The 24634-nt window shown below is 63.5% G+C and carries 26 protein-coding genes; 15 read left to right on the forward strand and 11 right to left on the reverse strand.

Annotated features, from left to right (window positions below; all coding sequences use genetic code 11):
* The first annotated feature begins 83 nt into the window (after nucleotides 1-83).
* From oxlT to NCR93_RS14885, 5 genes are all read left to right on the forward strand, one after another.
* Nucleotides 84-1415, forward strand: coding sequence for an oxalate/formate MFS antiporter (gene oxlT, locus NCR93_RS14865; RefSeq protein WP_008353903.1), 1332 nt, complete (start codon nucleotides 84-86; stop codon nucleotides 1413-1415).
* On the forward strand, nucleotides 1412-2347 hold the full coding sequence (locus tag NCR93_RS14870; protein WP_008353902.1) for a LysR family transcriptional regulator: 936 nt from the start codon (nucleotides 1412-1414) through the stop codon (nucleotides 2345-2347). The genes oxlT and NCR93_RS14870 overlap by 4 nt, the downstream gene beginning before the upstream one ends.
* Before the next feature lie 157 nt (nucleotides 2348-2504).
* Nucleotides 2505-3518, forward strand: coding sequence for a 2-dehydropantoate 2-reductase (locus tag NCR93_RS14875; protein WP_008353901.1), 1014 nt, complete (start codon nucleotides 2505-2507; stop codon nucleotides 3516-3518).
* A 113-nt stretch (nucleotides 3519-3631) separates the two neighbouring features.
* Nucleotides 3632-3853, forward strand: coding sequence for a hypothetical protein (locus NCR93_RS14880; protein WP_051079075.1), 222 nt, complete (start codon nucleotides 3632-3634; stop codon nucleotides 3851-3853).
* The gene (locus tag NCR93_RS14885; RefSeq protein WP_008353900.1) at nucleotides 3843-4586 is read left to right on the forward strand and encodes a GntR family transcriptional regulator; all 744 of its coding nucleotides are present in this window, start codon (nucleotides 3843-3845) and stop codon (nucleotides 4584-4586) included. Before NCR93_RS14880 ends, NCR93_RS14885 begins: the two co-directional genes overlap by 11 nt.
* A 54-nt stretch (nucleotides 4587-4640) precedes the next feature.
* Here the strand turns inward: NCR93_RS14885 and NCR93_RS14890 are convergent, their stop codons facing one another.
* The 3 genes from NCR93_RS14890 to sucC form a co-directional block, all read right to left on the reverse strand.
* Nucleotides 4641-4838, reverse strand: coding sequence for a hypothetical protein (locus tag NCR93_RS14890; protein ID WP_175983079.1), 198 nt, complete (start codon nucleotides 4836-4838; stop codon nucleotides 4641-4643).
* A gap of 90 nt (nucleotides 4839-4928) precedes the next feature.
* Complete coding sequence (gene sucD, locus NCR93_RS14895; protein WP_008353897.1) at nucleotides 4929-5801, reverse strand: succinate--CoA ligase subunit alpha; 873 nt, start codon at nucleotides 5799-5801, stop codon at nucleotides 4929-4931.
* Nucleotides 5798-7000 carry an ADP-forming succinate--CoA ligase subunit beta gene (sucC, locus tag NCR93_RS14900; protein WP_175983078.1) on the reverse strand — a complete coding sequence of 401 codons (1203 nt, stop codon included), beginning with the start codon at nucleotides 6998-7000 and terminating at the stop codon, nucleotides 5798-5800. The genes sucD and sucC overlap by 4 nt, the downstream gene beginning before the upstream one ends.
* Nucleotides 7001-7410: 410 nt before the next feature.
* Between sucC and frc the strand changes: the two genes are divergently transcribed.
* From frc to NCR93_RS14920, 4 genes are all read left to right on the forward strand, one after another.
* Complete coding sequence (frc, locus tag NCR93_RS14905) at nucleotides 7411-8673, forward strand: formyl-CoA transferase (RefSeq protein ID WP_008353895.1); 1263 nt, start codon at nucleotides 7411-7413, stop codon at nucleotides 8671-8673.
* A gap of 81 nt (nucleotides 8674-8754) precedes the next feature.
* A complete protein-coding gene (locus NCR93_RS14910; protein ID WP_239295355.1) occupies nucleotides 8755-10962 on the forward strand; it encodes an acetate--CoA ligase family protein in 2208 nt (735 codons plus the stop codon).
* Nucleotides 10963-11026: 64 nt separating this feature from the next.
* Nucleotides 11027-11815 carry a fumarylacetoacetate hydrolase family protein gene (locus NCR93_RS14915; protein ID WP_008353893.1) on the forward strand — a complete coding sequence of 263 codons (789 nt, stop codon included), beginning with the start codon at nucleotides 11027-11029 and terminating at the stop codon, nucleotides 11813-11815.
* Nucleotides 11812-12474: a hypothetical protein gene (locus tag NCR93_RS14920; protein ID WP_175983077.1), complete on the forward strand. Its 663-nt coding sequence runs from the start codon at nucleotides 11812-11814 to the stop codon at nucleotides 12472-12474. The genes NCR93_RS14915 and NCR93_RS14920 overlap by 4 nt, the downstream gene beginning before the upstream one ends.
* Before the next feature lie 57 nt (nucleotides 12475-12531).
* Here the strand turns inward: NCR93_RS14920 and NCR93_RS14925 are convergent, their stop codons facing one another.
* The 3 genes from NCR93_RS14925 to NCR93_RS14935 all read right to left on the reverse strand — a co-directional run bounded on the left by NCR93_RS14925 (nucleotide 12532) and on the right by NCR93_RS14935 (nucleotide 14739).
* Entirely contained in the window at nucleotides 12532-12786 is a 255-nt protein-coding gene (locus tag NCR93_RS14925; RefSeq protein ID WP_008353889.1) for a CsbD family protein, read from the reverse strand.
* A gap of 85 nt (nucleotides 12787-12871) precedes the next feature.
* Nucleotides 12872-13228 carry a response regulator gene (locus tag NCR93_RS14930; RefSeq protein WP_175983076.1) on the reverse strand — a complete coding sequence of 119 codons (357 nt, stop codon included), beginning with the start codon at nucleotides 13226-13228 and terminating at the stop codon, nucleotides 12872-12874.
* Complete coding sequence (locus tag NCR93_RS14935) at nucleotides 13225-14739, reverse strand: ATPase domain-containing protein (RefSeq protein ID WP_008353887.1); 1515 nt, start codon at nucleotides 14737-14739, stop codon at nucleotides 13225-13227. The genes NCR93_RS14930 and NCR93_RS14935 overlap by 4 nt, the downstream gene beginning before the upstream one ends.
* A gap of 196 nt (nucleotides 14740-14935) precedes the next feature.
* On the opposite strand from NCR93_RS14935, the gene NCR93_RS14940 reads away from it, so the two are divergent.
* The 3 genes from NCR93_RS14940 to NCR93_RS14950 all read left to right on the forward strand — a co-directional run bounded on the left by NCR93_RS14940 (nucleotide 14936) and on the right by NCR93_RS14950 (nucleotide 17057).
* Entirely contained in the window at nucleotides 14936-15418 is a 483-nt protein-coding gene (locus tag NCR93_RS14940) for a hypothetical protein (RefSeq protein WP_208457020.1), read from the forward strand.
* A 112-nt stretch (nucleotides 15419-15530) separates the two neighbouring features.
* Nucleotides 15531-16151 (forward strand): DUF2968 domain-containing protein, encoded by a 621-nt coding sequence (locus NCR93_RS14945; RefSeq protein WP_008353885.1) that lies wholly within the window; start codon nucleotides 15531-15533, stop codon nucleotides 16149-16151.
* Nucleotides 16152-16541: 390 nt separating this feature from the next.
* Complete coding sequence (locus NCR93_RS14950; protein ID WP_160297400.1) at nucleotides 16542-17057, forward strand: OmpA family protein; 516 nt, start codon at nucleotides 16542-16544, stop codon at nucleotides 17055-17057.
* A gap of 84 nt (nucleotides 17058-17141) precedes the next feature.
* On the opposite strand, the gene NCR93_RS14955 is transcribed toward NCR93_RS14950, so the two are convergent.
* From NCR93_RS14955 to NCR93_RS14965, 3 genes are read right to left on the reverse strand one after another with little or no spacing between them, the layout of a single operon-like run.
* A complete protein-coding gene (locus tag NCR93_RS14955; RefSeq protein ID WP_008353883.1) occupies nucleotides 17142-17657 on the reverse strand; it encodes a methylated-DNA--[protein]-cysteine S-methyltransferase in 516 nt (171 codons plus the stop codon).
* Nucleotides 17658-17695: 38 nt separating this feature from the next.
* The gene (locus NCR93_RS14960; RefSeq protein ID WP_033536088.1) at nucleotides 17696-17956 is read right to left on the reverse strand and encodes a hypothetical protein; all 261 of its coding nucleotides are present in this window, start codon (nucleotides 17954-17956) and stop codon (nucleotides 17696-17698) included.
* On the reverse strand, nucleotides 17949-18707 hold the full coding sequence (locus NCR93_RS14965; protein ID WP_008353873.1) for a DNA/RNA non-specific endonuclease: 759 nt from the start codon (nucleotides 18705-18707) through the stop codon (nucleotides 17949-17951). The genes NCR93_RS14960 and NCR93_RS14965 overlap by 8 nt, the downstream gene beginning before the upstream one ends.
* 179 nt (nucleotides 18708-18886) lie before the next feature.
* On the opposite strand from NCR93_RS14965, the gene NCR93_RS14970 reads away from it, so the two are divergent.
* Nucleotides 18887-19879, forward strand: coding sequence for an alpha/beta fold hydrolase (locus NCR93_RS14970; protein ID WP_235366205.1), 993 nt, complete (start codon nucleotides 18887-18889; stop codon nucleotides 19877-19879).
* Between the two features lie 215 nt (nucleotides 19880-20094).
* Here NCR93_RS14970 and NCR93_RS14975 read toward each other — a convergent pair whose 3' ends face one another.
* A complete protein-coding gene (locus NCR93_RS14975) occupies nucleotides 20095-21387 on the reverse strand; it encodes an MATE family efflux transporter (RefSeq protein ID WP_241814156.1) in 1293 nt (430 codons plus the stop codon).
* A 150-nt stretch (nucleotides 21388-21537) separates the two neighbouring features.
* Here NCR93_RS14975 and NCR93_RS14980 point away from each other — a divergent pair, with 150 nt between their 5' ends.
* Nucleotides 21538-21858 (forward strand): YnfA family protein, encoded by a 321-nt coding sequence (locus NCR93_RS14980; protein ID WP_008353867.1) that lies wholly within the window; start codon nucleotides 21538-21540, stop codon nucleotides 21856-21858.
* A 6-nt stretch (nucleotides 21859-21864) separates the two neighbouring features.
* Here the strand turns inward: NCR93_RS14980 and NCR93_RS14985 are convergent, their stop codons facing one another.
* On the reverse strand, nucleotides 21865-22887 hold the full coding sequence (locus NCR93_RS14985) for a DUF2891 domain-containing protein (RefSeq protein WP_175983072.1): 1023 nt from the start codon (nucleotides 22885-22887) through the stop codon (nucleotides 21865-21867).
* A 380-nt stretch (nucleotides 22888-23267) separates the two neighbouring features.
* Between NCR93_RS14985 and NCR93_RS14990 the strand changes: the two genes are divergently transcribed.
* The gene (locus tag NCR93_RS14990) at nucleotides 23268-24563 is read left to right on the forward strand and encodes an MFS family transporter (RefSeq protein ID WP_175983071.1); all 1296 of its coding nucleotides are present in this window, start codon (nucleotides 23268-23270) and stop codon (nucleotides 24561-24563) included.
* The last annotated feature ends 71 nt before the right edge of the window (nucleotides 24564-24634 follow it).

The raw sequence follows: 24634 nt of genomic DNA on the forward strand, positions 1-24634 counted from the left end.
CCGCTCGCCGCCGACGCACCGCGCCGGCTTCTCGCAGCACATCAAGCGCCGTACGAGCGCTAAGACAGATAACGGAGACAGACATGGCAAGCGCAGACACGGTTGTGTCCGGGCAATCGCACGGGCGTCACCACAACAGATGGATCCAGCTCGCAGTCGGCATCGTATGCATGGGGCTGGTCGCCAACCTCCAGTACGCATGGACTCTTTTCGTCGTTCCGATGGATGCGAAGCACCATTGGGGTCAAGCGGCGATTCAAACCGCCTTCACCATCTTCATCGTCACTGAAACGTGGCTCGTGCCCGTCGAGGGCTGGCTCGTCGATAAATTCGGACCGCGTCCGGTCGTGATGGGCGGCGCGCTTTGCGCCGCCATCGGCTGGATGATCGACGCCCACGCCACCACGCTCACGCATCTGTACATCGCCGCCGTGGTCGCAGGTATCGGCGCCGGTTGCGTGTATGGCACCTGCGTCGGCACGGCGCTCAAGTGGTTCCCGGACAAGCGCGGTCTCGCGGCGGGCCTGACCGCTGCTGGCTTCGGCGCGGGCGCGGCTGTCACGGTGATTCCGATCTCGAACATGATCCAGAGCTCAGGCTACGAGCACGCGTTCATGTTCTTCGGCATCCTGCAGGGCGCGTGCATCTTCGTGCTCGCGCTGATGCTCGTGCGGCCGAATCCGCCGAAAGGCATCGTGCCGGCCAAGCGCATCGTGTCGACGAAGATCGACTACACGACAGGACAGATGGTGCGCTCGCCGCTCTTCTGGGTGCTGTATCTGATGTTCGTGTTCGTCGCGGCGGGCGGCGTGATCGCGACCGCGCAGTTCGGGCCGATCGCGAAGGAATACGGCTTCGCCAAGATGCCGGTGAATCTGCTCGGCGTAACGCTGCCGCTGCTCGCGATGACGCTGTCCATCGACAATCTGTGCAACGGCTTCACGCGTCCGCTGTGCGGCTTCATCTCGGACAAGATCGGCCGCGAAAACACGATGTTCATCATCTTTCTCGGTGAAGGCGTCGCGCTGCTCGGGCTGATGGAGTTCGGCCACAATCCGTATCTCTTCATGCTGTTCGCGGCGATGACGTTCCTCTGCTGGGGCGAAATCTTCTCGATCTTCCCGGCGACCTGCGCGGACACCTTCGGCAGCAAGTACGCCGCCGCCAACGCGGGCACGCTCTACACCGCGAAAGGCACGGCGTCGATGCTGGTGCCGCTCGCTTCGGTGCTCGCGTCGATCGGATCGTGGAACGCGGTGTTCATCACGGCGGCGGTGACGTCGATCGCGGCGGGACTGTGCGCGAAATTCGTTCTCGCGCCGATGCGAAAGCGCTGGATCGAAAACACGCTCACGGAAGAGTCGTCGGCCGAATCGTCGATCAACGCGTCGTTACGGACCGGCTCGATTCAATGAAACAGGGCACGCCGACGTTGAGCGTATCGCTGCATCAACTGAGGCTTTTCGTCACCCTCGCGCGGCATCGCAGCTTCACGCGCGCGGGCGACGATCTCGGCATCACCCAATCGGCGGTGAGCCGCAGCATTCGCGAACTCGAAGATGAAATCGCGCTGCGGCTCTTCGATCGCACGACGCGTCAGGTCGCGCTCACCGAAACCGGACGCAAGCTCCTCGCCCGCATTGCGCCGCTCGTCGAGGAACTGGAAGCGACTCTGCGGCCGCGCGCGCAAGAGGGCGGCGAGCCGGGCGTCGTCAATCTCGCGAGCAGTTGCGCTCTCACGGCGAGCGTTTTGCCCGCGATGCTCGCATCGTGTCGCGAACGTCTGCCTGAAGTCACGATCATCGTGATGGATCGGCCGCAAAACGCCGTGCTGCAACTCGTGCGTTCGGGCGAGGCGGAACTGGGCGTCGCGATCGCGCCCGACAATCTCGACGAACTCGCCGCCGAGCCTCTTTTCGCCGATGGACTTGCTGCCGTCGTCAGCGCGTCACATCGACTGAGCGCGGCGGCGGGCATCGACTGGCAGCAGTTGCGCGGCACGCCGCTTCTCCTGCTCGACGATGACACCGGCAGCCTGGGCGCCATCGAGGCTGCGCTCGCGCTGCACGGCGTCGCGGGCGCGGTGCGCCAGAAATTCACGCAAGCTGCCGCGGTTGCGCGCATGGCGGAAGCCGGCCTCGGCGTCGGTATCCTGCCGATGCACGCGCGCGCTGCCATCGACTGCGCGCAGACGCGCATCATCCCGCTCGTGCCGGACACGTCGCGCACGATCATGCTCGTACGGCGCAAGAGCCGCGCGCTGCGCTCGAGCGCGGCGAACGTCTGGTCACACATCGTCGCATCCTCGTCGCATACTTTCATCTCGGGTCAGGCCGTCGAGGTCTGACCGACTTCTTGCCGCTGAAGGAAGCCCGCCGCGCATCTCGCGCATGCGGGTTTTCGCTCGTCTGCGAGCGCACGATTCGCCTTGTCCTGTCTGCACTCGGAATGTAGTATCTTGTATATCAGAGAGATATAAAGCTACAACCCTCAGGAGACGAACCATGAAGATCTGCGTGTACGGCGCCGGAGCGATCGGCGGCTATATGGGCGCGCAACTGGCGCGAGCGGGTGCGGACGTCAGTTTCGTCGCGCGCGGGCCGCATCTCGCGGCGATGCAGGCGAACGGCGTCAAGCTCCGGATCGATGGCGAGGAGCACACCGTCAAGGTGCGCTGCACGAACAATGCCGCCGAACTCGGCCCGCAGGATTACGTGATCGTCGCGCTGAAGGCGCATTCGATTCCGGGCGTCGTCGATCTGATTCCGCCGCTGCTCGGCCCGGAAACCGCGATCGTCACGGCCGTCAACGGTCTGCCTTACTGGTATTTCTACAAACACGGCGGCGAGCTCGAAGGCACGAAACTGCAGAGCGTCGATCCTGGCGGCCGCCAGTGGGACGTGTTCGGTCCGGAACGCGCGATCGGCTGCGTGCTGCTGCCGGCGGCGGAAATCGCGGAGCCGGGCGTCATCGAACATCACTACGGCAAGAAATTTCCCATCGGCGAGCCGAGCGGCGAAATCACGCCGCGTCTGCAGGCGCTGCACGACATGATGGCGAAGGCGGATATGGAAGCGCCGATGCGCGACAACATCCGCGATGAAATCTGGCTGAAGCTCTGGGGCAATCTGTGCTTTAACCCGATCAGCGCGTTGACCGGCGCGACGCTCGACGTGCTCACGAGCGATCCCGGCACGCGCGCGCTCTCGAAGGCGATGATGCTGGAGGCGAAGGCGATCGGCGACAGGATCGGCGTGAATTTCCGCGTCGACGTTGAGCGGCGCATCAACGGCGCGGGCGCGGTCGGCGCGCACAAGACGTCGATGCTGATGGACTGCGAGGCCGGACGCCCGATGGAAATCGATCCGCTGATGACGGTCGTGCAGGAAATCGGCCGCCTCGTGCACGTCGAAACTCCGATGCTCGATGCCGTTCTCGCATTGATCAAGCTGCGCGAAGGCGTGAATCAGGGCACGGCGAAGCCGCTGCCGCTCCCGCAATCTCAAAAAGCCGCCTAAACTGCAGACGAAGGGACCAGCGTTGTTTCTGATATACAAGATGCAAAATACTTGCGTGCTGTTGCGATGCAGCATATACTGAGGGCTCTTGAGTGATTCAACTGGAGCCTGAAATGAGCATCGCCCTGCTGGTTGTTGTCGGATTCGCGCTGGTTGCCGTTGGTGTAGGTGTTACGTTTATGATTGCGTCGGCCGTGCCGCAAAGCATGCTGCAGCGCGCACAGGATCACGGTCGCTTCGCCGGTCTCGCGGCGGATGACCAGAACGGCGGTTCGGGCAAGCGTGTCGACGCTCGCCGTCCGCACTTGGGAAATCAAGCCATCAATGCCATCTGATACTCAATCCGTAGATAGTCCGGAAGTTCGCCCCGATGTACGTCCGCCCGGGCTGACGCTTTCGCTGGAGCCGATCAATGCCACGGTTTCGCTGCGCGATCAGGCGTACGCGAAGCTGCGGCAGGCGATCGCCGAGGCGGACATCTATCGTTCGCGGGAAGAAATCCGTCTCGACGAGAAAGAACTGACCGAAGCGCTCGGCGTGTCCCGCACGCCGATTCGCGAGGCCATGACGCTGCTCGAGCAGGAAGGTTTTCTGCGCACGGTGCCGCGCCGCGGCGTCTATATCTTGCGCAAGACCAAGCGCGAGATCGTCGAGATGATTCACATGTGGGCGGCGCTGGAAAGCATGGCGGCGCGCCTCGCGACGCAGCGCGCGACGGACGAGGAAATCGCCCATCTGCGCCACATGTTCGACAATTTCCGCGACTCGACGCCCGCCGAGCATATCGACGAGTATTCGGAAGCGAATATCGCGTTCCATTCGGCGATCGTGCGGCTGTCGAAGTCGGAAATCATCTTCGACACGATCAAGAACATCTTCGTGCACGTCCGCGCGATCCGTAAGATGACGATCTCGCAGAGCGATCGGGCGTCGCGCTCGATCGTCGATCACATGCGGATCATCGAGGCGCTGGAGAAGCGCGACACGGAGCTGGTCGAGCGGCTCGTGAAGCAGCATTCGCTCGATCTGGCGGCGTTCGTCGAGGCGAATTGCGACTTTCTGGACTGATGACGGAGTGAGTTGGAAAGCGAAAAACCGCATGGCGTTCGCCGTGCGGTTTTTTTATTTCGTCGTCGATCGAAACGGTGATGCGCGAAGCGGATAGTCGTCGCTCGGCGGCGCGCCGCGCGTCTCGACGGGCACGAAGCCGGGCGCATGACTCGGAGCCGGCGCGACGGCTTGCGATGTCGCGAACGACAGGGCAGTGACCTGGCCGATGCGCAAGGCCACCGCCATCGCAGAGTCGAGGTAGACGAACATGGCGCGGAAAAAAGGCGCAAGTCTATCGATGCTGCCCTTTCTCAGCAATAGCGCGCGCCCTTGCGCGGCCCGCGCCGGTTGCCCGCGTGACTAACGCATCGCGTGCAGCATCGTTTCGCCGAGCGCGGCCGGCGAATCGGCGACGTGAATGCCCGCCGATTTCATCGCGTCGATCTTCGCGCTGGCCGTGCCCGATCCGCCCGAGATGATCGCGCCCGCGTGACCCATGCGGCGTCCCGGCGGCGCGGTCGTTCCGGCGATGAAACCGACCACTGGCTTCGTCGTCTTCGCGTCCTTGAGAAACTGCGCGGCTTCTTCCTCCGCCGATCCGCCGATCTCGCCGATCATGATGATGCCCTCGGTCGCATCGTCCTCCAGAAAGAGCGACAGGCAATCGATGAAGTTCGTCCCGTTCACCGGATCGCCGCCGATACCGATGCACGTCGTCTGCCCGAGGCCGGCCGCGGTCGTCTGCGCGACGGCCTCATAGGTCAGCGTGCCCGAACGCGATACGACGCCGATCTTCCCCGGCCGGTGAATATGCCCCGGCATGATGCCGATCTTGCACTGCCCCGGCGTGATGACGCCCGGACAGTTCGGCCCGACGAGCCGGCTCGACGAACCGCTCAACGCGCGCTTCACGCGCAGCATGTCGAGCACCGGAATGCCTTCCGTGATGCAGACGATGAACGGCACCTGCGCGTCGATGGCTTCGAGAATCGCATCGGCGGCGAAGGGCGGCGGCACATAGATGACGGAGGCGTCGGCGCCCGTTTTCGCGACGGCATCGGCGACGGTGTCGAACACGGGCAAGTCCAGATGCGTCGTGCCGCCTTTGCCCGGCGTCACGCCGCCGACCATGCGCGTGCCGTACGCGATCGCCTGTTCGGAATGAAACGTGCCTTGCGCGCCGGTGAAGCCCTGGCAGATGACCTTCGTATCTTTATTGATGAGAACGCTCATTGGGCCACTCCTTGAGCGACGGCGCTGACGATCTTGTCGGCGGCATCGGCGAGATTTTCGGCGGGGATGATGGTGAGACCGGACGTGCGCAGAATCTCGCGGCCCGCATCGACATTCGTGCCCGCGAGGCGCACGACGAGCGGCACGCTCAGATCGATCTCGCGCGCGGCCGCGACGACGCCTTGCGCGATCACGTCGCAGCGCATGATGCCGCCGAAGATGTTGACGAGAATGCCCTGCACCTTCGGGTCGCGCAGGATCAGCTTGAACGCGGTCGCGACGCGCTCCTGGGTCGCGCCGCCGCCGACGTCGAGAAAGTTCGCCGGCTCGCCGCCGTAGAGCTTGATGATGTCCATCGTGGCCATCGCGAGGCCCGCGCCGTTCACCATGCAGCCGATATTGCCGTCGAGCTTGACGTAGTTCAGACCGTGCTTCGCCGCTTCGATTTCGGCGGGATCTTCCTCGTCCTCGTCGCGCAGTTTCTCGATGTCGGGATGGCGATACAGCGCGTTGTCGTCGAAATTGAGCTTCGCGTCGAGCGCCATCACGTCGCCGGAGCCGGTCACGACGAGCGGATTCACTTCCACGATCGACGCATCCAGATCGACGAACGCCTGATACAGCGCCGTGATGAACTTCGACGCAGCCTTGATCTGATTGCCGGTGAGCCCGAGTCCGAACGCGATCTGGCGCGTGTGAAAGGGCTGAAGCCCGGTCGCCGGATCGATCGCGACCTTGAGAATTTTTTCCGGCGTGCGATGCGCGACTTCCTCGATCTCCATGCCGCCTTCCGTCGACGCCATGATCGTGATGCGCGAGTTGGCGCGATCGACCAGCATGCCGAGATACAGCTCGCGCGCGATATCGCAGCCTTCTTCGACGTAGAGCCGCTTCACTTCCTTGCCCGCCGGCCCCGTCTGCTTGGTCACGAGCACGGACGCGAGCATTTTCTGCGCGTTCTCGCGCACTTCGTCGACCGACTTCACCACGCGCACGCCGCCTTTTCCGTCCGGATCGTTGGCGAAGCGCCCGGCGCCGCGGCCGCCCGCGTGAATCTGCGACTTCACGACCCAGACGGGTCCGGGCAGCGCGCGCGCCGCATCGGCGGCCTCCGTCGCGGAAAAGGCGACGCGGCCCTCCGGAACCGCGACGCCGTACTTTCGCAGCAGCGCCTTCGCCTGATATTCGTGGATGTTCATCTCGTCTCCTGATGTCCTCTGATGGGAATGAGCGAGCCGAGCAACAGCATCGTCGGCGCGCTGAAATACTGTATATCAGATTTCACGACGCGCAAAAACTTTCGTTTGCGGGCTTTTGCAGCGATAAACGAGTGCTTAACGGGCCGAGGCGGACGACGGTGATTGATGCACTGCAGAATTAAAAGTCGGTCGAGCGTTGCTCACAGCGGCGTTCAAGGGATCGTGCGCTGCATCACAGGGTTTTCATCGACCGGCGGACGGTTGACTAATACTGTGTGTGGAATATTGTATATCACAGGAGCGGGTCGCTTTGCGGTCCGACGGTCTACGCGCTCCGGGCACGACGGCGCGGGACGATGTACAAATAATTGTGAATCTATAAACGTCGAAAGAGAGTGGGAGACAAAGCCATGACGGTGAACACATCTGGCAAGGCGCTGGACGGCGTGCGAATCCTGGACTTCACGCACGTTCAGTCGGGACCGACCTGCACGCAGTTGCTCGCGTGGTTCGGCGCCGACGTCATCAAGGTCGAGCGCGCGGGTTCGGGCGACATCACGCGGGAGCAGTTGCGCGATATCCCCGACGCCGACAGCCTCTACTTCACGATGCTCAACCACAACAAGCGCTCGATCACCATCGACACGAAGAATCCGGAAGGCAAGAAGGTGCTCGAGACGCTCGTGAAGAAGTGCGACGTGCTCGTCGAGAACTTCGCCCCGGGCGCGCTCGATCGCATGGGCTTCACGTGGGAGCGCATCCAGGAACTGAATCCGCGGATGATCGTCGCGTCGGTGAAGGGCTTCGGCCCGGGACCGTACGAAGATTGCAAGGTGTATGAGAACGTCGCGCAGTGCGCGGGCGGCGCGGCGTCGACGACCGGTTTCGAAGACGGTCCGCCGACCGTCACCGGCGCGCAGATCGGCGATTCGGGCACGGGCCTGCATCTGGCGCTCGGCATCGTCACGGCGCTGTATCAGCGCAACACGAGCGGACGTGGTCAGAAAGTGCTCGCCGCGATGCAGGATGGCGTGCTCAATCTCTGCCGCGTGAAATTGCGCGACCAGCAGCGCCTCGAACGCACTGGCGTGATGAAGGAGTACCCGCAATATCCGAACGGCACGTTCGGCGAAGCCGTGCCGCGCGCGGGCAACGCATCGGGCGGCGGCCAGCCGGGCTGGATTCTCAAGTGCAAGGGCTGGGAGACCGATCCGAACGCGTACATCTACTTCATCACGCAGGCGCCGGTCTGGGGTGAAATCTGCAAGGTGATCGGCAAGGAGGAATGGATCGATCATCCGGATTACAAGACGCCGAACGCGCGCCTGCCGCATCTGAAGCAGATTTTCGAGGAAATCGAGCGCTGGACGATGTCGAAGACCAAGTTCCAGGCGATGGAAATCCTCAACAAGCACGACATACCGTGCGGCCCGATCCTGTCGATGAAGGAAATCGCCGAAGAGCCGTCGCTGCGCAAGACGGGAACGGTCGTCGAAGTCGATCATCCGGTGCGCGGGAAGTATCTGACGGTCGGCAATCCGATCAAATTGTCCGACAGTCCGACCGAAGTCGTGCGCTCGCCGCTGCTCGGCGAACACACCGACGAAGTCATGGCCGAACTCGGCTACACGCCGGATCAGATCGCCACGCTGAAGAGCCTCGGCGCGATCTGAGCACATTGCCTTGCACTGACGTCCGCCTTCGAAAGAGGGCGGCGCAGGCCCCTGCACGCCCCTATAACGGAGACGCACCAAATGAACAGCACGGTTGCCCAGGACCGCGGCGAAGCAGCCAATTCATCCACGCACGCGGCGGCGGTCGTTCCGCTCCACGCGCCGGACGCGAAACGCCGCGTCGCGGAAGTGTTCGCCCGAGTGAAGGCGGAAGGCCGCACGTCGCTGACCGCGCCGGAAGGCAAACTCGTCTGCGATGCATACGGCATCGCGGTGCCGCAGGAAGGCGTCGCGAAATCGGCGGACGATGCCGCGAAGCTCGCGTCGTTCATCGGCTTTCCGGTGGTGCTGAAGATCGTTTCGCCGGAAATCCTGCACAAGACCGAAGCGGGCGGCGTGCTCGTCAACCTGAAGAATGAAGCCGATGTGCGTGCCGGTTTCGACACGATCATCTCGAACGCGAAGAAGTACGACCCGAAGGCGACGCTTGTCGGCGTGCAGGTTCAGCAGATGGTCGGCGCGGGGCAGGAAGTCATCATCGGCGCGGTGACGGACCCGTCGTTCGGCAAGCTGATCGCGTTCGGTCTCGGCGGCGTGCTCGTCGAAGTGCTGAAGGACGTGACGTTCCGGCTCGCGCCCGTCACGCGCGAAGAAGCCGCATCGATGCTCGACGGCATTCAGGCCGCAGAAGTGCTGCGCGGCGTGCGCGGCGCCGAACCGGTACATCGCGAGGCGCTGATTACCCTGATCGAGCGCGTGTCGCGTCTCGTCGACGATTTCCCGCAGATCGCCGAGATGGACCTCAATCCGGTGTTCGCGAGCCCGAACGGCGCGGTCGCGGCGGACGTGCGCATCGTGATGGATTTCGCGCCCGCCGAACCGCGCTATCGGCCGACGCAAGAGCAGATCGTCGCGCAGATGAACCGCATCATGAAGCCGGATGCGGTCGCGGTGATCGGCGCGTCGAACGAGGACGGCAAGATCGGCAATTCGGTGATGAAGAACCTCATCAACGGCGGCTATCAGGGCACGATCTATCCGATTCACCCGAAAGCCGACGAGATCATGGGCCGCAAGGCGTACAAGAGCGTGAAGGACGTGCCCGGCGTGATCGATGTCGCCGTGTTCGCGATTCCCGCGAAGTTCGTGGCTCAGGCGCTCGTCGAAGTCGGCGAGAAGAAGATTCCGGGCGCGGTGCTGATTCCGTCGGGCTTCGCGGAAACGGGCAATCACGAAGGTCAGGAAGAGATCGTCAAAATCGCGCGGCAATACGACATCCGCATGATGGGCCCGAACATCTACGGCTTCTACTACACGCCGAAGAATCTTTGCGCGACGTTCTGCACGCCGTACGACGTGAAAGGCAAGGCGGCGCTGTCGTCGCAGTCGGGCGGCATCGGCATGGCCATCATCGGGTTCTCGCGTTCGGCGAAGATGGGCGTTTCCGCGATCGTCGGTCTCGGCAACAAGAGCGATATCGACGAAGACGATCTGCTCACGTTCTTCGAGCAGGACGACAACACCGAAATCATCGCGCAGCATTGCGAGGATCTGAAGGACGGCCGTGCGTTCGCCGAAGCCGCAAAGCGCGTGTCGAAGAAGAAGCCGGTCGTCGTGCTGAAAGCGGGGCGCACGAGCCTCGGCGCGCGCGCGGCCAGCTCGCATACGGGCGCGCTCGCGGGCAACGACAAGATCTACGAAGACGTCTTCGAGCAATGCGGCGTGATCCGCGCGCGGTCGCTGCGCGATCTGCTCGAGTTCGCGCGCGGCATTCCGAAGCTGCCGACGCCCAAAGGTGAGAACACGGTCATCATCACGGGCGCGGGCGGCTCGGGCGTGCTGTTGTCGGACGCATGCGTCGACAACGGCCTCTCGCTGATGGCGATGCCCGACGATCTCGATGCCGCGTTCCGCAAGTTCATCCCGCCGTTCGGCGCGGCCGGAAATCCCGTCGACATCACCGGGGGCGAGCCGCCGTCGACGTACAAGAACACGATCCGCCTCGGGCTCGAGGACGATCGCATCCATTCGATCATCCTCGGCTACTGGCACACGATCATCACGCCGCCGATGGTCTTCGCGAAACTCGTCATCGAAGTGAAGGAGGAGATGAAGGCGCTCGGCATCGAGAAGCCGATCGTGGCGTCGCTCGCGGGCGACGTGCAAGTGGAAGAAGCCGCGGAATACCTGTACGAGCATGGCGTGCCGGCCTACGCTTATTCGACGGAACTGCCCGTTGCCGTGCTCGGCGCGAAGTACAAGTGGGCGCGCGGCGCAGGTTTGATCTGAGGTTTGGAGGAGGGGACAGGGGCGCGGACCACGTATGTCCGCGCCCTTTATAAGGGAGACACACTTGACACACTGGATTCGTTTTCGGGATGCCGGCGGCAGCATCGGTTTCGGTACGCTCGATCAGCATTCTGGCCGCGTCGTGCAGCACGACGGCGCGATGTTCGACAATCCGCGCCCGACCGACATGTCGTTCGCCGTCGACGACCTGACGCTGCTCGCGCCCTGTCAGCCGAGCAAGGTCATCGCGCTGTGGAACAACTATTACGCGCTGTCGCAGAAGCTCGACAAGGCGCCGCCGCAGCATCCGCTCTTTCTCATCAAGCCGCCGATGTCGGTGATCGGGCCGGGCGAGTCGATCCGCCGGCCGAAGAGCTATCACGGCAAGATCGCGTACGAGGGCGAACTCGGCATCGTGATCGGCAAGACGGTGAGCGGGGCGTCCGTGGAGGAAGCCGAAAGCGCGATCTTCGGCTACACGTGCGTGAACGACGTCACCGCGATCGAGCTGCTGCAGGAAGATCCCAACTTCGCGCAATGGTGCCGCTCGAAGGGCTTCGACACGTTCACCTGCCTCGGGCCGGTGATCGTCACGACGGGCAACGGCTTCGACTGGCGCACGGCGAGCGTCGTCACGACACTCGAAGGCGTCGAGCGCCAGAACTATCCGCTCGACGACATGATTTTCTCGCCCGCCGAGCAAGTGAGCATGCTGTCGCAGGACATGACGCTCGTTCCCGGCGACGTGATCGCGTGCGGCACCTCTATCGGCGTCGGCTCGATCAAGGACGGCGCGCGCGTGGATGTGTCGATCGCCGGAATCGGCACGCTGTCGAACGTGCTCGAAGCATGATCGCGGATGGACTCGCGGGCGCGCTCTGCGTGCTCGCGGCGCTGTCGGCGGGTTCGTCGATGCGTGCGTCGCGCGGAAGGCGGGAAACGGGCGCGCTCCTTGCCGCCGCGTGCTTCGCGAGCGGCGCATCGGGCGGAACCGCGCTCGTGCTTGCGCTGGTCGCGGGATTCATCGGGTATCGATCCGCGCGTGCGACGCCGGGTGTATCGGCGCAATCGCTCTTCGCGACGATGGCGTTCGTCGCGTGGGCGCTGCCGGGCCCGGACAGCGCGTATGCGGTGCTGGCGGGCGGCGCGCTGGCGGCATTGGCTTGCGTCGTCGTTCGCCGGCACACGAACGGAGCAAGCGCGAACCTTCAATCGATGCATCTCGCCTGCGCAGGCGCATGCGCGGCGTTCGCCTATGTGCTCGGCGTTCAGTCGGACGTGATTTCCGTCATCGCGATGCTCGCGCTCATCGGCGCGCACTTGTCGCTCGCGATGGGCGGCAACGCGGCCGCGCCGGTCGCATACGCGATGAGCGCGGCGGCGGCTGGCGGACTTGCGCTCGCGGCAGCGATCGGCGGTTCGCATGGCGCGCTCGTCGTGGCGGCAGTCGCGATCGCCGTCGGCTGCACGCGGTCGGCGACGCTCGTCGGCATCGTGCGCGAGATGCCATGAAACGACAAAGCCGGCGCAACCTTCGCGCCGGCTTTGCATCGCGATGCCCGAGACACATCAGCGATCGCGATTCCACAACGCGCCGAGCACGAAGCCGACGGCCGCCGCGATCAGCACGCCCTGAATCGGCTGGCTCGCGACCGCGAGACGCACGTTGTCGACGGTCTGACCATAACTTTGCTGCAAGTTGCCGTAAGCCTGCCGCACCTTGCCTTCGGCTTGCGTGCCTTCATCGCCCGTCAGTGCGCCGACTGCGTCCTGCACTTTGCCGACGACCTTCTGTGCCGCGCCTTCCACTTGATCCTGCACCATGGTGCCTCCCTTCGGTTGAGCGGTTTCTCGTAAATCCGGATTCGCCGGAACGCTCATCAGCAGCACGCAGCGTGCCCGGGCCAATTCAGGCCGAACCGATCAGTCCCTTCACGGCGTCGATCAAATCGTCGATAGAAAGCGGCTTGCGGCGAAACTGCGCATGCGGATGCTCGAGCGCCGGCGCATGCGCCGCCGCGCTCATGAGGATCACCGGCACGCGTGCGAGGGCGTCGCTCGCGGCCAGTTGACGGATCAGTTCGACGCCGTCCATGTGCGGCATCATCCAGTCGGTGATGACGAGCGCGGGCGGATGCGAGCGCGCCGCGTCGAGCGCGGTCCGTCCGTTGGACGCGGTCGAAACTTCGTAGCCCTCCATTTCGAGCACGAGGCGCCACGTGGTCAGAATGTCGAATTCATCGTCGACGACGAGGATCTTCTTCATGCGCGCGCGCCGGGGTCCGACACAGACAGCGCGGGCGCGGCGATCGACGGGTGTCCGGACAAGATACCCGTCGAGCCAATGAAGCCTTCGCTGATATGCAGGCCGCGCGAGTCGATCGTGAGACGGCGGATCGCCGAATCGTGCGGGCCTTCGCGCTGCTTGACGATCGACACCATGCGATACAGCGAGGAATTCGCCTCGACATAACGCATGAGCACGATGTTCTCGGTCATCGCGGACGCGCGCAACGTCGTGGGCTGCACCGAATCACCGTAGAGCGGCATTTCCTCGGTGAGCAGGGTCGTCACGCCCGCGTCGCGCAGACGGTGCGTGAGCGCGTTGAGGAAGAGGCCGAAACGCTCCGTGCGGTTCGCGGACTGAAAAAAGCCGTCGATGCCGTCGACCACGAGCCGCGACGCATTCGTGTTCCGCACCGCGGTCATCAGTTCGACGGCGAGCTCGTCGATTGCGAGTTCGACAGCCGGATGCCAGCGGATCGCGAGACGTCCGTCCTGCACGGCCGGCGCGAGATCGATGCCGACCGACAACGCTTTGGCGAGAAGCCGCTCGGGCGATTCGTAGAGGCCGAAGTAGACGCAGCGCTCGCCGCGTTCGACGCCCGCCTGCAGGAACTTCAGCGACAGCAGCGTCTTGCCGATGCCCGATGGCCCGACGAGCGTCGTCGTCGAGCCGCGCACGATGCCGCCGCCGAGCATCTGGTCGAAATCGGGAAAGCCGAAGCTCAACTTGTTCTTGAAGTCCGGCGCGCCGTCATCGTTCGCGGGCGACGCCTCGATGCGCGGAAAGGTCACGAGACCGTTCTCCGTGATCTTGAAGAAGTGCTTGCCGAGCAGATGATCGCGGGCGCGCAGCTTGTGGACTTCGATTTCGCGGGCACGCCGCATGCCGGTGTTGTAGCGGTTCAGTTCGATGAGCCCGTCGACGAGCGTGTGCTCCGGATGCGGCTCGTTGCCCGAAAGCGGCGCGAGGATCAGCGTCGTGCAGCGCGCGGCGCTCACGAACGCCGAAAGCTCGTGGATGAACTGCGAGAGTTCGAGTTCCGTCGAGCTGAATTCGCGCGCGCTGCGAAAGCCGTCGATGACCATGAAACGCGGCCGGCTCGTCTTGATCGTCGCCGCGATCAGCGCGAGAAAGCCGGACAGGCCGTCGCGCATCAGTTCGTGATAACCGGAGACGAAGAGCATCCGGTCGGAGATGGCGTCGGCGTTGTAGAACGACAGTCCGCGAAGATGAGACAAAAGCTTGGTGTGCGATTCGGCGATCAGCGTGATGTACAGGACCATGTCGCCCTGCGCGACGCGATGAAAGCCGATCTGCGATGAAAGAATCGTCTTGCCCGCGCCCGCCATGCCTTCGATCAGATACAGGCCGCCCTCGACGAACCCGCCGCCCAGGATGTCATCCAGGCCCGCGACGCCCGTCGTCACGTTGCCGTCGTTGGCAGCGTGTTGCCGGGGTTGAGCGGTGGAGTGCTTGTCGTCTTGGTTCATGGGATTTTCTTTTTTACTCGGCGTACCGGCTTTTTTGAGAAGGCGAATTATGGCTGACTATTGGCAAGCCGTGCTGGAAGCCATACCGCTCATGCCCGCCGTCGCGCCTTTGCGTGCGCGGTTTTGGGCGGCCACGCGCCTTTGCGTCGTCGCTGCGGCCTTTTGAAGCGAGCCCGCCGGGACGGCGCGCGGGCGAATGCATCATGCACGCATTTTCTGCGCCCGAGCGTTTTGCGGATGGGAGCGATTGCCCGCCAACAGGAATTCTTTGAGAACTGTCTCATGGGCACTCGGAGCAGCGGGTGATGAAATGACGAACGTCTTACAGGGGCGCCGTGTTTTCTCCCGCCGCTTCACTCCGGCGCTCGCGCGCCTTCATTGCCTTCATCTCGCCATGCACCGTTCGCACTCGATTCCGGGCGCTCTTGCGCTCGCCGCCAGCTTTTTTGTTCTTTTTGCCGCGACAGCTTCGGCCGCCGCGCCGCACGCCACCGAAAGCCTGCCCGACGCGCGCATTCTCTCGGCCGCGCCTTTCGTTTTCCACGGCGACCGCCATATTTTTTCGCGCATGTCCGTGGAGCCGTCCGATTCGCGCATCTTCATGCCGGTCGAAACGATCCGCAACCTGAGCGAGCCGCGTTTGTCGCAAGTAAGTTTCAAGCGCACATCGACCATTTGAAGACGCACGGATTAACGGCGTTCGAATGAAGTATTGAGTCGTCTGGAATCGATTGCCTTGCCGCGCCATAATTCTTTCCGGGCGACGCGCGTTGCCATTACGGAAAATCGCAATGAAGCGCTGGGTAATTGCGGAAATCGTGCTGATTGCCGCCGGTTTGTCCGGTCCGTTGGCGCGGGCCGCTGATTCATCGCCGATGAGGCCCGAAGCGGCTATTGCGAGCAATGGCGATGTCGCGGAACTCGAGAATCTGCTTGCCGCCGGGAAAATCACGGCGTTACGCAGGACGTTGAATGGCAGTTATGGCGCGAGTCTCTCGTATTATCCCGACGAGATGATTTATTACGCCGCGCTGTTTCAGCAAAGCAATATCTGGCGCGTGTTCAAAACGCAAAATGACGCGCGGGCCGAAACGGTCTATGCGGATTTCGCCAAGACGTCGAACACGCTCGCCGATGCGGAAATAAAGCGCATCAAGCTCGAAGCGGAGAAGGCATATGCGGACCGGCAGATCGCCGCCCAGCAGGCGCGCGCGAACCGGCTGCAAGCCGATCTCGATATTGCACGCGCGCAGCAAAATCAGGTGACGAGTTATCAAGTGGAGCAGCAGAATGCGATCCGCGAACTTCGCACGGAGCAGGCAGCGGCGCAGGCGCAACTTCGCGCGCTGCAGACCCGCGTGCAGGAGCTTCAGAAGCAATCCGACGGCGACCTTCCGGTCCCGCCCAAATAGGGGTTTCGATACGGGCGCCGCCGGCCTTGTATTTGGGAGTTGTCCGCTTAAATCGCACGAATTGTCACGCTACAATCGCGCAGCTTTCGGATTGCTTATCGAACGTTTGGCGCACCCGAAATCGATCCATCATTTTTCACGTCACCTTTGGGTTGTTCCCCGGCCCGGAATCGAGGTGCGCGCTCAGCGGCTCGCACTTTGAAATTGACTTGCATGACCACCAAGATGCTCACGAAAACCCTTGCTGTTAGTCTTATCGCCGCTGCCGTACTTGCGGGCTGTTCGTCCACGTCGGGACCGGCCTTCAATATCAGCGAAATTCAAACGTCGGATGGCCAGAAGGCTTTTCGCGCCGAATGCTACGGTCTGTTCGAAAACGGCAGCGCCTGCATGACCGCGGCTCAAAAGATGTGCGGCGATCAAAAGGTGAACGTGCTTCAGACGCTCGCCGGAACGAAGACGCCGAGCGATCCGCGCAACGTAATCTTCAACTGCGTGACGCCGCCCCAGCCGGTCGTTGCAACGCCGGAACCGGCGCCAGCGAAGGCCCCGGCTGTCGTGCCGCGCAAGATTTCGCTCGACGAAAAGACGAACTTCGCCTTCGACAGCGCCGCGTTGACGCCGAAGGCCAGGAGCATTCTGGATAAGCTCGTCGCCGACTCGAAGGGTGCGAATTTCGCGTCCGTCACGGTCGAGGGCTACACGGATTCGATGGGCCCGGATGCCTACAACCTCGGTCTGTCCCAGCGTCGCGCGCAGGCCGTGCTCGACTACCTGAAGGGACATGGCCTGAGCGCCGAGAACTTCGCGATGAAGGGTTTCGGCAAGGCCAATCCGATTGCGTCGAACGCAACGAGCGTCGGGCGTGCGGAAAATCGTCGTGTGGAAGTGATGCTTACGCCGTAATTCATCATCGGACGATGTCGAAAAAAACCCCCGCGAACCGATGGTTCGCGGGGGTTTTTGTTTTGTCGCCGACTGTGCGCTGCTTCAGAAGAGCGCGAGTTGTTCGCGCCCCGGACCGCCCTCCAGCGTGAGCAAATGGCGTTTGCGTTCGACGCCGCCCGCATAGCCGGTCAATTCCCCGTCGACGCCGATCACGCGATGACACGGCACGATGATCGCGACCGGATTGCGTCCGTTCGCGCCGCCGACGGCCCGCGATGCGCCCGCGGGCAAGCCGAGCCGGCGCGCGAGATCGCTGTACGTCCACGCGTCGCCGAAAGGGATCTGGCAAAGCGCGTCCCAGACTTGTCGCTGAAAGGGTGTTCCGCGAAACTGCACCGCAATCGAAAACTTCCGACGCGTACCCGCGAAGTATTCGCCGACCTGCTCGCGCGCATCGGCAATCACGCGGGATCTCGGCGCTGTCTCCGACAGCGTCGGCGCGTGCAGACCATCGGGAAAATACTTCTGTCCGATGAAGAAGAGACCCGTCAGACATTCGTCTTCGGCGCGATACAAAATGTGCCCGAGCGGGCTCGGGCCGACATGGCATTCGATCACTTCGATTCTCCGCGCGGCTGTCTTCGGCGACGGCCGCTTCAGATGAACGGATTATCGGCGGTGCCTGACGGCGCATCCGGCTCGTCGGGCAGCTTCGCGGGCAGCGACGCATCGCTTTGCAACGCTTCGACGATCGCACCGATCGCCTTCTGAAGCGCCAGCGCGTTCGCGAGTCCGGCCTTGTCGCGGGCGATCGTCAAATTGCCGCTGATCGTGAGGCGCTTCACGCCGTTCTCGATGTTGATCGCGTCGCCCGCGATGTTCATCACATCCGTATCGTTTGCAAATGGCTTAAACACCGCGCAATCCTCCAATTCGCTTGTCCTTCAGTCCGTCCGGGATGCCGGGAAACGCGAGTCCGCTCATCGCTTCCAGTTCGTGCACGGTTTTCATCGTGTACGTGTTCGTCGGCGTATTTTCGATCACGACCGCGAACGCGATCTGACGCTGCGGCAAATAGACTACTTTATACAGTTGCGTGGGCACGAACACGCGCGATTCGCCGATCGTCTGCAACTGACGTCCCGAGAAGAGCGGCCCGGTGACGACATACGCTTCGCCCGATTCCTCCGTGAGCCTGCGCACCGCTTGCTCGATGCGCGACCAGATGCGCCGGTTGTTCGACGGATCCTGCGGGACGATGTTCGCGAGCGAGAACGATTCGGCCATGCCTTTCTTGCTTGCGCGATCGCCCGCGGGACTCATGTGGCCGCGGTCGTAACCGCTCCTCTTGTAGTCGGACAGTTGCGCGGCCTCGTCGGGCGGCAGACGTTTGTCGACGAAGAAGCGATTCGTGCGCGTGTTGTTCTTCGCCTGGTCGACACTGCTCGCGGTCAGATGTTCCGCCGACCACAGCGGCCCTTTCGTGATGCCGGAGTGCAGCAGCGCGAAGTCGGAATAGCAGACTTCCTGCGTCGACGCGCGCATCTTCGAATTGACGACGACCGGCGCGCGGCCGTTCGGGCTGAACTGCGGACAGTCGCTCGCGGATGCGCTGATGCACGCGAATGCGAGGAGCGCGGCGGCGAATGCCTTGATGCGGCGTTGCATGCTTGGAATGATCCTGACGACGATCGGGGTCGCAAAGTATAAGCGCTGAATACAGCATGCGGGCGCGTGCGAAATTCAGCCGCGCTAGAATGCGTCGGCCGACGTCATCTTCAGATCAAAAAATGAAACCAGCGCGCAGCAAGCCGTCCGTCCTTCGATCCTTGATGTTGTGTCTCGCGATGTCCTTCGCTTTACAAGCACATGCCGACGAAGCCACGCAAGCGGCCGGCAATGACGGCCCCGCATACGGCCCCGAGTTGCAGGGCTTCGACTATCCGTATCCGGTCGCGCGCTTCGCGCTTACGTCGCAGCGCCAGGTCGTGCGCATGGCGTATATGGATGTGCATCCGGCGCATCCGAATGGACGCACCGCGGTACTTCTGCACGGCAAGAATTTTTGTTCGGCGACGTGGAAGCAGACGATCCAGACCTTGAGCGATGCGGGCTATCGCGTGATCGCGCCGGATCAGATCGGCTTTTGCAAATCGACGAAGCCCGCGCGCTATCAATACAGTTTCCAGCAACTTGCCCGCAACACGCATGCGCTGCTGACCGCGCTCGGCGTGTCGAAGGCGACGCTCATCGCGCATTCGACGGGCGGCATGCTCGCGGTGCGCTACGCGCTCATGTATCCGCGCGAGACGGAGCAGCTCGTGCTGGTGAATCCGATCGGGCTCGAAGACTGGAAGGCGAAGGGCGTGCCGTCGATTTCCATCGACGACTGGTATGCGCGCGAGCTCAAGACGAGCGCCGACGGCATCCGCCGCTATGAGACGAGCACGTACTACTCGGGCCAGTGGCGCGACGACTACGAACCGTGGGTGCAGATGCTGGCGGGCATGTATCGCGGACCGGGCAAGGACATCGTCGCGTGGAACTCGGCGTTGCTGTACGACATGATTTACACGCAGCCCGTCGTCTACGAATTCGATCAGTTGAAGACGCCGACGCTATTGCTTATCGGCGACAAGGATACGACCGCGATCGGCAAGGACTTCGCGCCGCCGGAGATTCGGCCGATGCTCGGGCGATATCCGGATCTCGCGAAGCTGGCGAAGGAGCGTATCGAAGGCGCGAAACTCGTCGAGTTTCCGGAGCTTGGGCACGCGCCGCAGATGCAGGATCCGGCGGCGTTTCATAAGGCGCTGCTGGAGGGGCTGGCGGGGCAATAGCTTCGATTCGCTCGCAAAGTTTCGTTGGCTGTTCTGCATTGCGATTTCGCTCAACGTGACCATGATCGTGCCACGCCGACGCAGGGCGGCCATTATCTGGCGGACGTTATTGCAGGTCTTCTCTTGTCGATGCTGACTGTGCCCACCTCCAAGAAAATCGTTGGACGAAGCGAGGGCAGACTTGCCATCCGCGCAGAAACCCGACGCACCATACCTCACCTTCCCAAAGTCGCACACGAAGCCCGCTCGATCGCCGGCACCTGAATCGCCAACGTAATACCTCTCGCCACCATGAAAACAGTGAGCGCCAGCCACAGCCCGTGATTCCCGAGCGATCCCGCGAGCGCCCACGCAGCAAGCAGAAAGGCAGCAAGCGAGACCGCCATCGCCTTCATCAACTCGCGCGTGCGCGTCGCGCCGATGAACACGCCGTCGAGCTGAAAGCCCGCGACCGACGCGAGCGGCAGAACCGACGCCCACGGCAGATAGCGCACCGCCGCCGCCTTCACGACCGCCTGATCCGTGAGCTTGCCGATGATCCATTCGCCGCTAAACCAGAAGACGATGGAAAAGCCCGCCGCGCCGATTGCCGACCAGAACATCGTCACCTTCACGGCCTGACGGAACGCGTACCGGTCGCGCGCGCCCGCCGCCGCGCCGACGAGCGCTTCGGCCGCGTGCGCGAAGCCGTCGAGACCGAAGGACATGAAGGTCTGGAAGTTCAGCAGGACGGCGTTCGCGGCGAGGATCGCATCCCCCTGACGCGCGCCGAGATGCGCGAACCAGCCATACGAACCGAGCAGGCAGATCGTGCGGATGAAGATGTCGCGGTTGATCGCGACGACCCGCCTCAACGCGTGCGCGTCGAAGAGCGAGCGCGGGACGAGCGGCGCGAGACCGCGCGGACGCAGATGCCAAAGAATCGCGAGTCCGAGCGCAAAGCCGCAGAAATCCGCGAACGCCGTTGCTGCGCCGATGCCCGCGATGCCCCAATCGAAGCGATACACGAAAAGCAGCACCGCGACGATGTTCACCAGATTGATGAAGATCTGCGTGACGAGCGCGAGCCTCACGCGCTGGCAGCCGAGCAGATAACCCAACACGACGTAATTGCCGAGCGCGAACGGCGCGGCCCAGATGCGCGCGTGACAGTACGCGCTCGCGGTGCCCTGCACGGCGGCGCTGCCGCCCAGCGCGACGAGCGCGTAACGAATGATCGGCACTTGCAGCACCAGCACCGCCGCGCCGATCGCGAGTCCGAGCAGCAACGCGCGCAGCACGCTCTTGCGCAAGGCGTCGTCGTCACGCGCGCCGAACGCCTGCGCCACGAGTCCCGTCGTACCCATGCGCAGAAAGCCGAAGCCCCAGAACACGAAGCTGAAGACGAGCCCGCCGAGCGCGACGCCGCCGAGATACTGCGGCCCGTCGAGATGCCCGGCGACAGCCGTGTCGACGGCGCCGAGAATCGGCTGCGTGAGATTCGCGAGAACGATGGGAAAGGCCAGCATCAGCACGCGCCTGTGCCAGTGCACGGGCAGCGCGGCGGCATCGGTTGAATCGGTCTGCAAGGTCGGCGGCCTGAAGTTTCGAGCAAGGGCGTCATTGTCCGCAGCGGACGCGGACCACGCAACGTCTCGCGAACGCCGATAATGCGCCTCATGAAAACGTTCGCGCTCTATGTCGTCACCGCCATCGCCGAGATCGCCGGCTGCTATTTCCCTCATCGATGGCTCAAGGAGGGCGGCTCGCCGTGGCTCGTCGTGCCCGGCGCGCTGTCGCTCGCGTTGTTCGCGTGGCTGCTCACGCTGCACGCCGCGGCGGCGGGGCGCGTCTACGCGGCGTATGGCGGCGTGTATATCGGCGTGGCGATCGCGTGGCTATGGGCCGTCGAGCGCATCCGGCCGACGGCGTGGGATGTCGCGGGCGCGGCGATCGCGCTCATCGGCATGGGCGTGATCGCGTTCCAGCCGCGCGTCTAGAACCGCTCAGGCTTCCAGCGCCAGCAGCGCGAACGTCGCGAGCCAGTGCTCGCCCATGTAATCGCCCGCGACATGCGCAATGCCCGACGCCAGATGTTCGTGCGCCGCCGTCTCGAGCACGGCGATACGCGCATCGCCCGCCGGCAGCGCGCGTGCGATCGTGCGCTGACACCACGCGCGCGAGAGGTTCAGGCCGTCGAGATGCGCGAGCTTGCCGTCGCTGCGATCGGTGACGGTGGCCGGCGCGAAGAGCGTCGCGGGTTCTCGCTCGGCGATGCGCGGCAGAAACCGGTCGAACCAGCCGACGAAGCGCTCGCCCGGCAGCACATGACGCATCAGCACGGCTTCCATCAGCGACGGCGACAGGAACTCGTCGCCCGCCGGTTCCCACGCCTGACAGCCTTCGTCCTTCTCGAACCAGCGCAGGGCGGTTTCCTTCAGCAGATGCTCAAAATCGGCGTTCTGCGCGACGCGCGCGTAACCGATCGAAAGCGTCAAGGCGAACGCCATGTTGAAGTGCGTGCCGACGCGAAGCGGATACGTCGATTTCGGCAGGAATTCGTCGAAGCGTGCGACGAATGCGTCCGCGAGCGGCTGGAGCGTGCGGGCCCAGCGCGCGCCGTCGTCGGAACGCATCGAGCGCAGCTGGCCTGCGAGCGCGAGCAGCCACGCCCAGCCATAAGGCCGCTCGAAGCCGCGCGCGGCGGGACGCTGCAGATAAGCGACTTCAGCGGCGACGTTAGCCTCGGTGACATGCTCGTCGATCACGGCGCGAATGCGCGGCGCGTCCGGCAGATCCGGAAAGCGGTCGATCAGCCGAGCGATCAGCCAGTAACCGTGCACGCACGAATGCCAGTCGAAGCTGCCGTAGAAAATCGGATGCAGCGCGCGCGGGCTTTGCACGTCGGCAACGCTTGCCATGACGTGATCGAGCTTGTTGGGATATTCGCGCGTCAGGTGGCCGAGCGCGACTTGCGCGAATGTCGACGCGAGCGCGGCGTCGAGAATGATCGGTTGATGCTGACTCATGCAGTCCTCGTCGATGTGAATCGTGATCCCGAGACTTTATCGATAAATAATCGTCAAAATCTTTAATCAGGGTAACCACCTAGTACCAACGATCGAGGCAAAGACGATTTATGTCGAAAGCGTTGAACGATGCCGTCGCAAGGGCGGCAAATGCTTTTGCGGCAAGCCTGAGCGGGTGGGGCGGTCATCGGTGAACGCGATGCGGGCGCGTCCTTGCGCGAATTTTCCTACTCCGTCCGGCCGTGTTTCGCGCGCCACGATCGCGCGCCGGTTGCGGAACCGCGTATAAACTTGCGCCCGAACGCCGCCAAGAGCGCCCGGATCGGGGATGAAACCCCGACATACGCCATCCAGACAGTGACCAAGAGATCAGAAACAACATGACCGACCTTCCCGCTTACACCGCAGAGGACACCCGGCGCCGCGTTTTCGCCATCGTCGGCGCCTCGTCGGGCAACCTCGTCGAATGGTTCGACTTCTATATCTACTCGTTCCTCGCGCTGTACTTTTCGGCGGCGTTCTTTCCCGGCGGCAATCCGACGGTTCAGTTGCTGAACACGGCGGGCGTGTTCGCGGCGGGCTTCCTGATGCGCCCGATCGGCGGGTGGCTCTTCGGCCGCATCGCCGACAAGCACGGCCGCCGCAACGCGATGATGATCTCCGTCCTGATGATGTGCGGCGGCTCGCTCGTCATCACCTTCCTGCCGACGTACGCGTCGATCGGCGCGTGGGCGCCGTTCCTGCTGCTGATCGCGCGCCTGTTCCAGGGCTTGTCGGTGGGCGGCGAATACGGCACCAGCGCGACGTACATGAGTGAAGTCGCGCTGCGCGGCCGGCGCGGCTTCTTCGCGTCGTTCCAGTACGTGACGCTGATCGGCGGCCAGCTCGCCGCGCTGCTCGTGCTCGTGATCCTGCAACTGTTCCTGTCGACGGAAGAGCTGAAGGCGTGGGGCTGGCGCATTCCGTTTTTCATCGGCGCGTGCGCGGCGCTGATCTCGCTGTACCTGCGCCGTTCGCTCGACGAAACGTCGACCGCCGAGACGCGCGATCGCAAGGAAGCGGGCACGCTGGCCGGCCTGATGCAGCACAAGGCCGCGTTCATGACGGTCGTCGGCTTCACGGCGGGCGGCTCGCTCATCTTCTACACGTTCACGACCTACATGCAGAAGTATCTGGTCAACACGGCGGGCATGCACGCGAAGACCGCCAGCAACGTGATGACCGCCGCGCTCTTCGTCTACATGCTGCTGCAGCCGCTGTTCGGCGCGCTGTCGGACCGCATTGGCCGCCGCGCCTCGATGCTTTGCTTCGGCGCGCTCGCGACCATTTGCACGGTGCCGCTGCTGCACGCGCTCTCCACGGTGTCGAACCCGGTCATGGCGTTCGTGCTGGTCGTGATCGCGCTCGCGATCGTGAGCTTCTACACGTCGATCAGCGGTCTCATCAAGGCGGAAATGTTCCCGCCGGAAGTGCGCGCGCTGGGCGTCGGCCTGTCGTACGCGGTCGCCAACGCGGTGTTCGGCGGCTCGGCGGAGTATGTGGCGCTGTGGCTGAAATCGGCGGGCAGCGAATCGACGTTCTTCTGGTATGTCACGGCGATGTGCGCCATTTCGCTCATCGTCTCCTGGCGCATGCTCGATCCGAGCAAGGAAGGGTATCTGCGCAACGAACCGTAAGCCGGCCGGCGGCGTGCGCGTCGTGTCGCACGTCCGCATCGGCGCGGACGCCGTTGTCCGCCCGGCTTGCC

Origin of the sequence: Caballeronia sp. ATUFL_F1_KS39, assembly GCF_023630985.1 — a bacterium.
Classification (GTDB): Bacteria; Pseudomonadota; Gammaproteobacteria; order Burkholderiales; family Burkholderiaceae; genus Caballeronia; species Caballeronia zhejiangensis.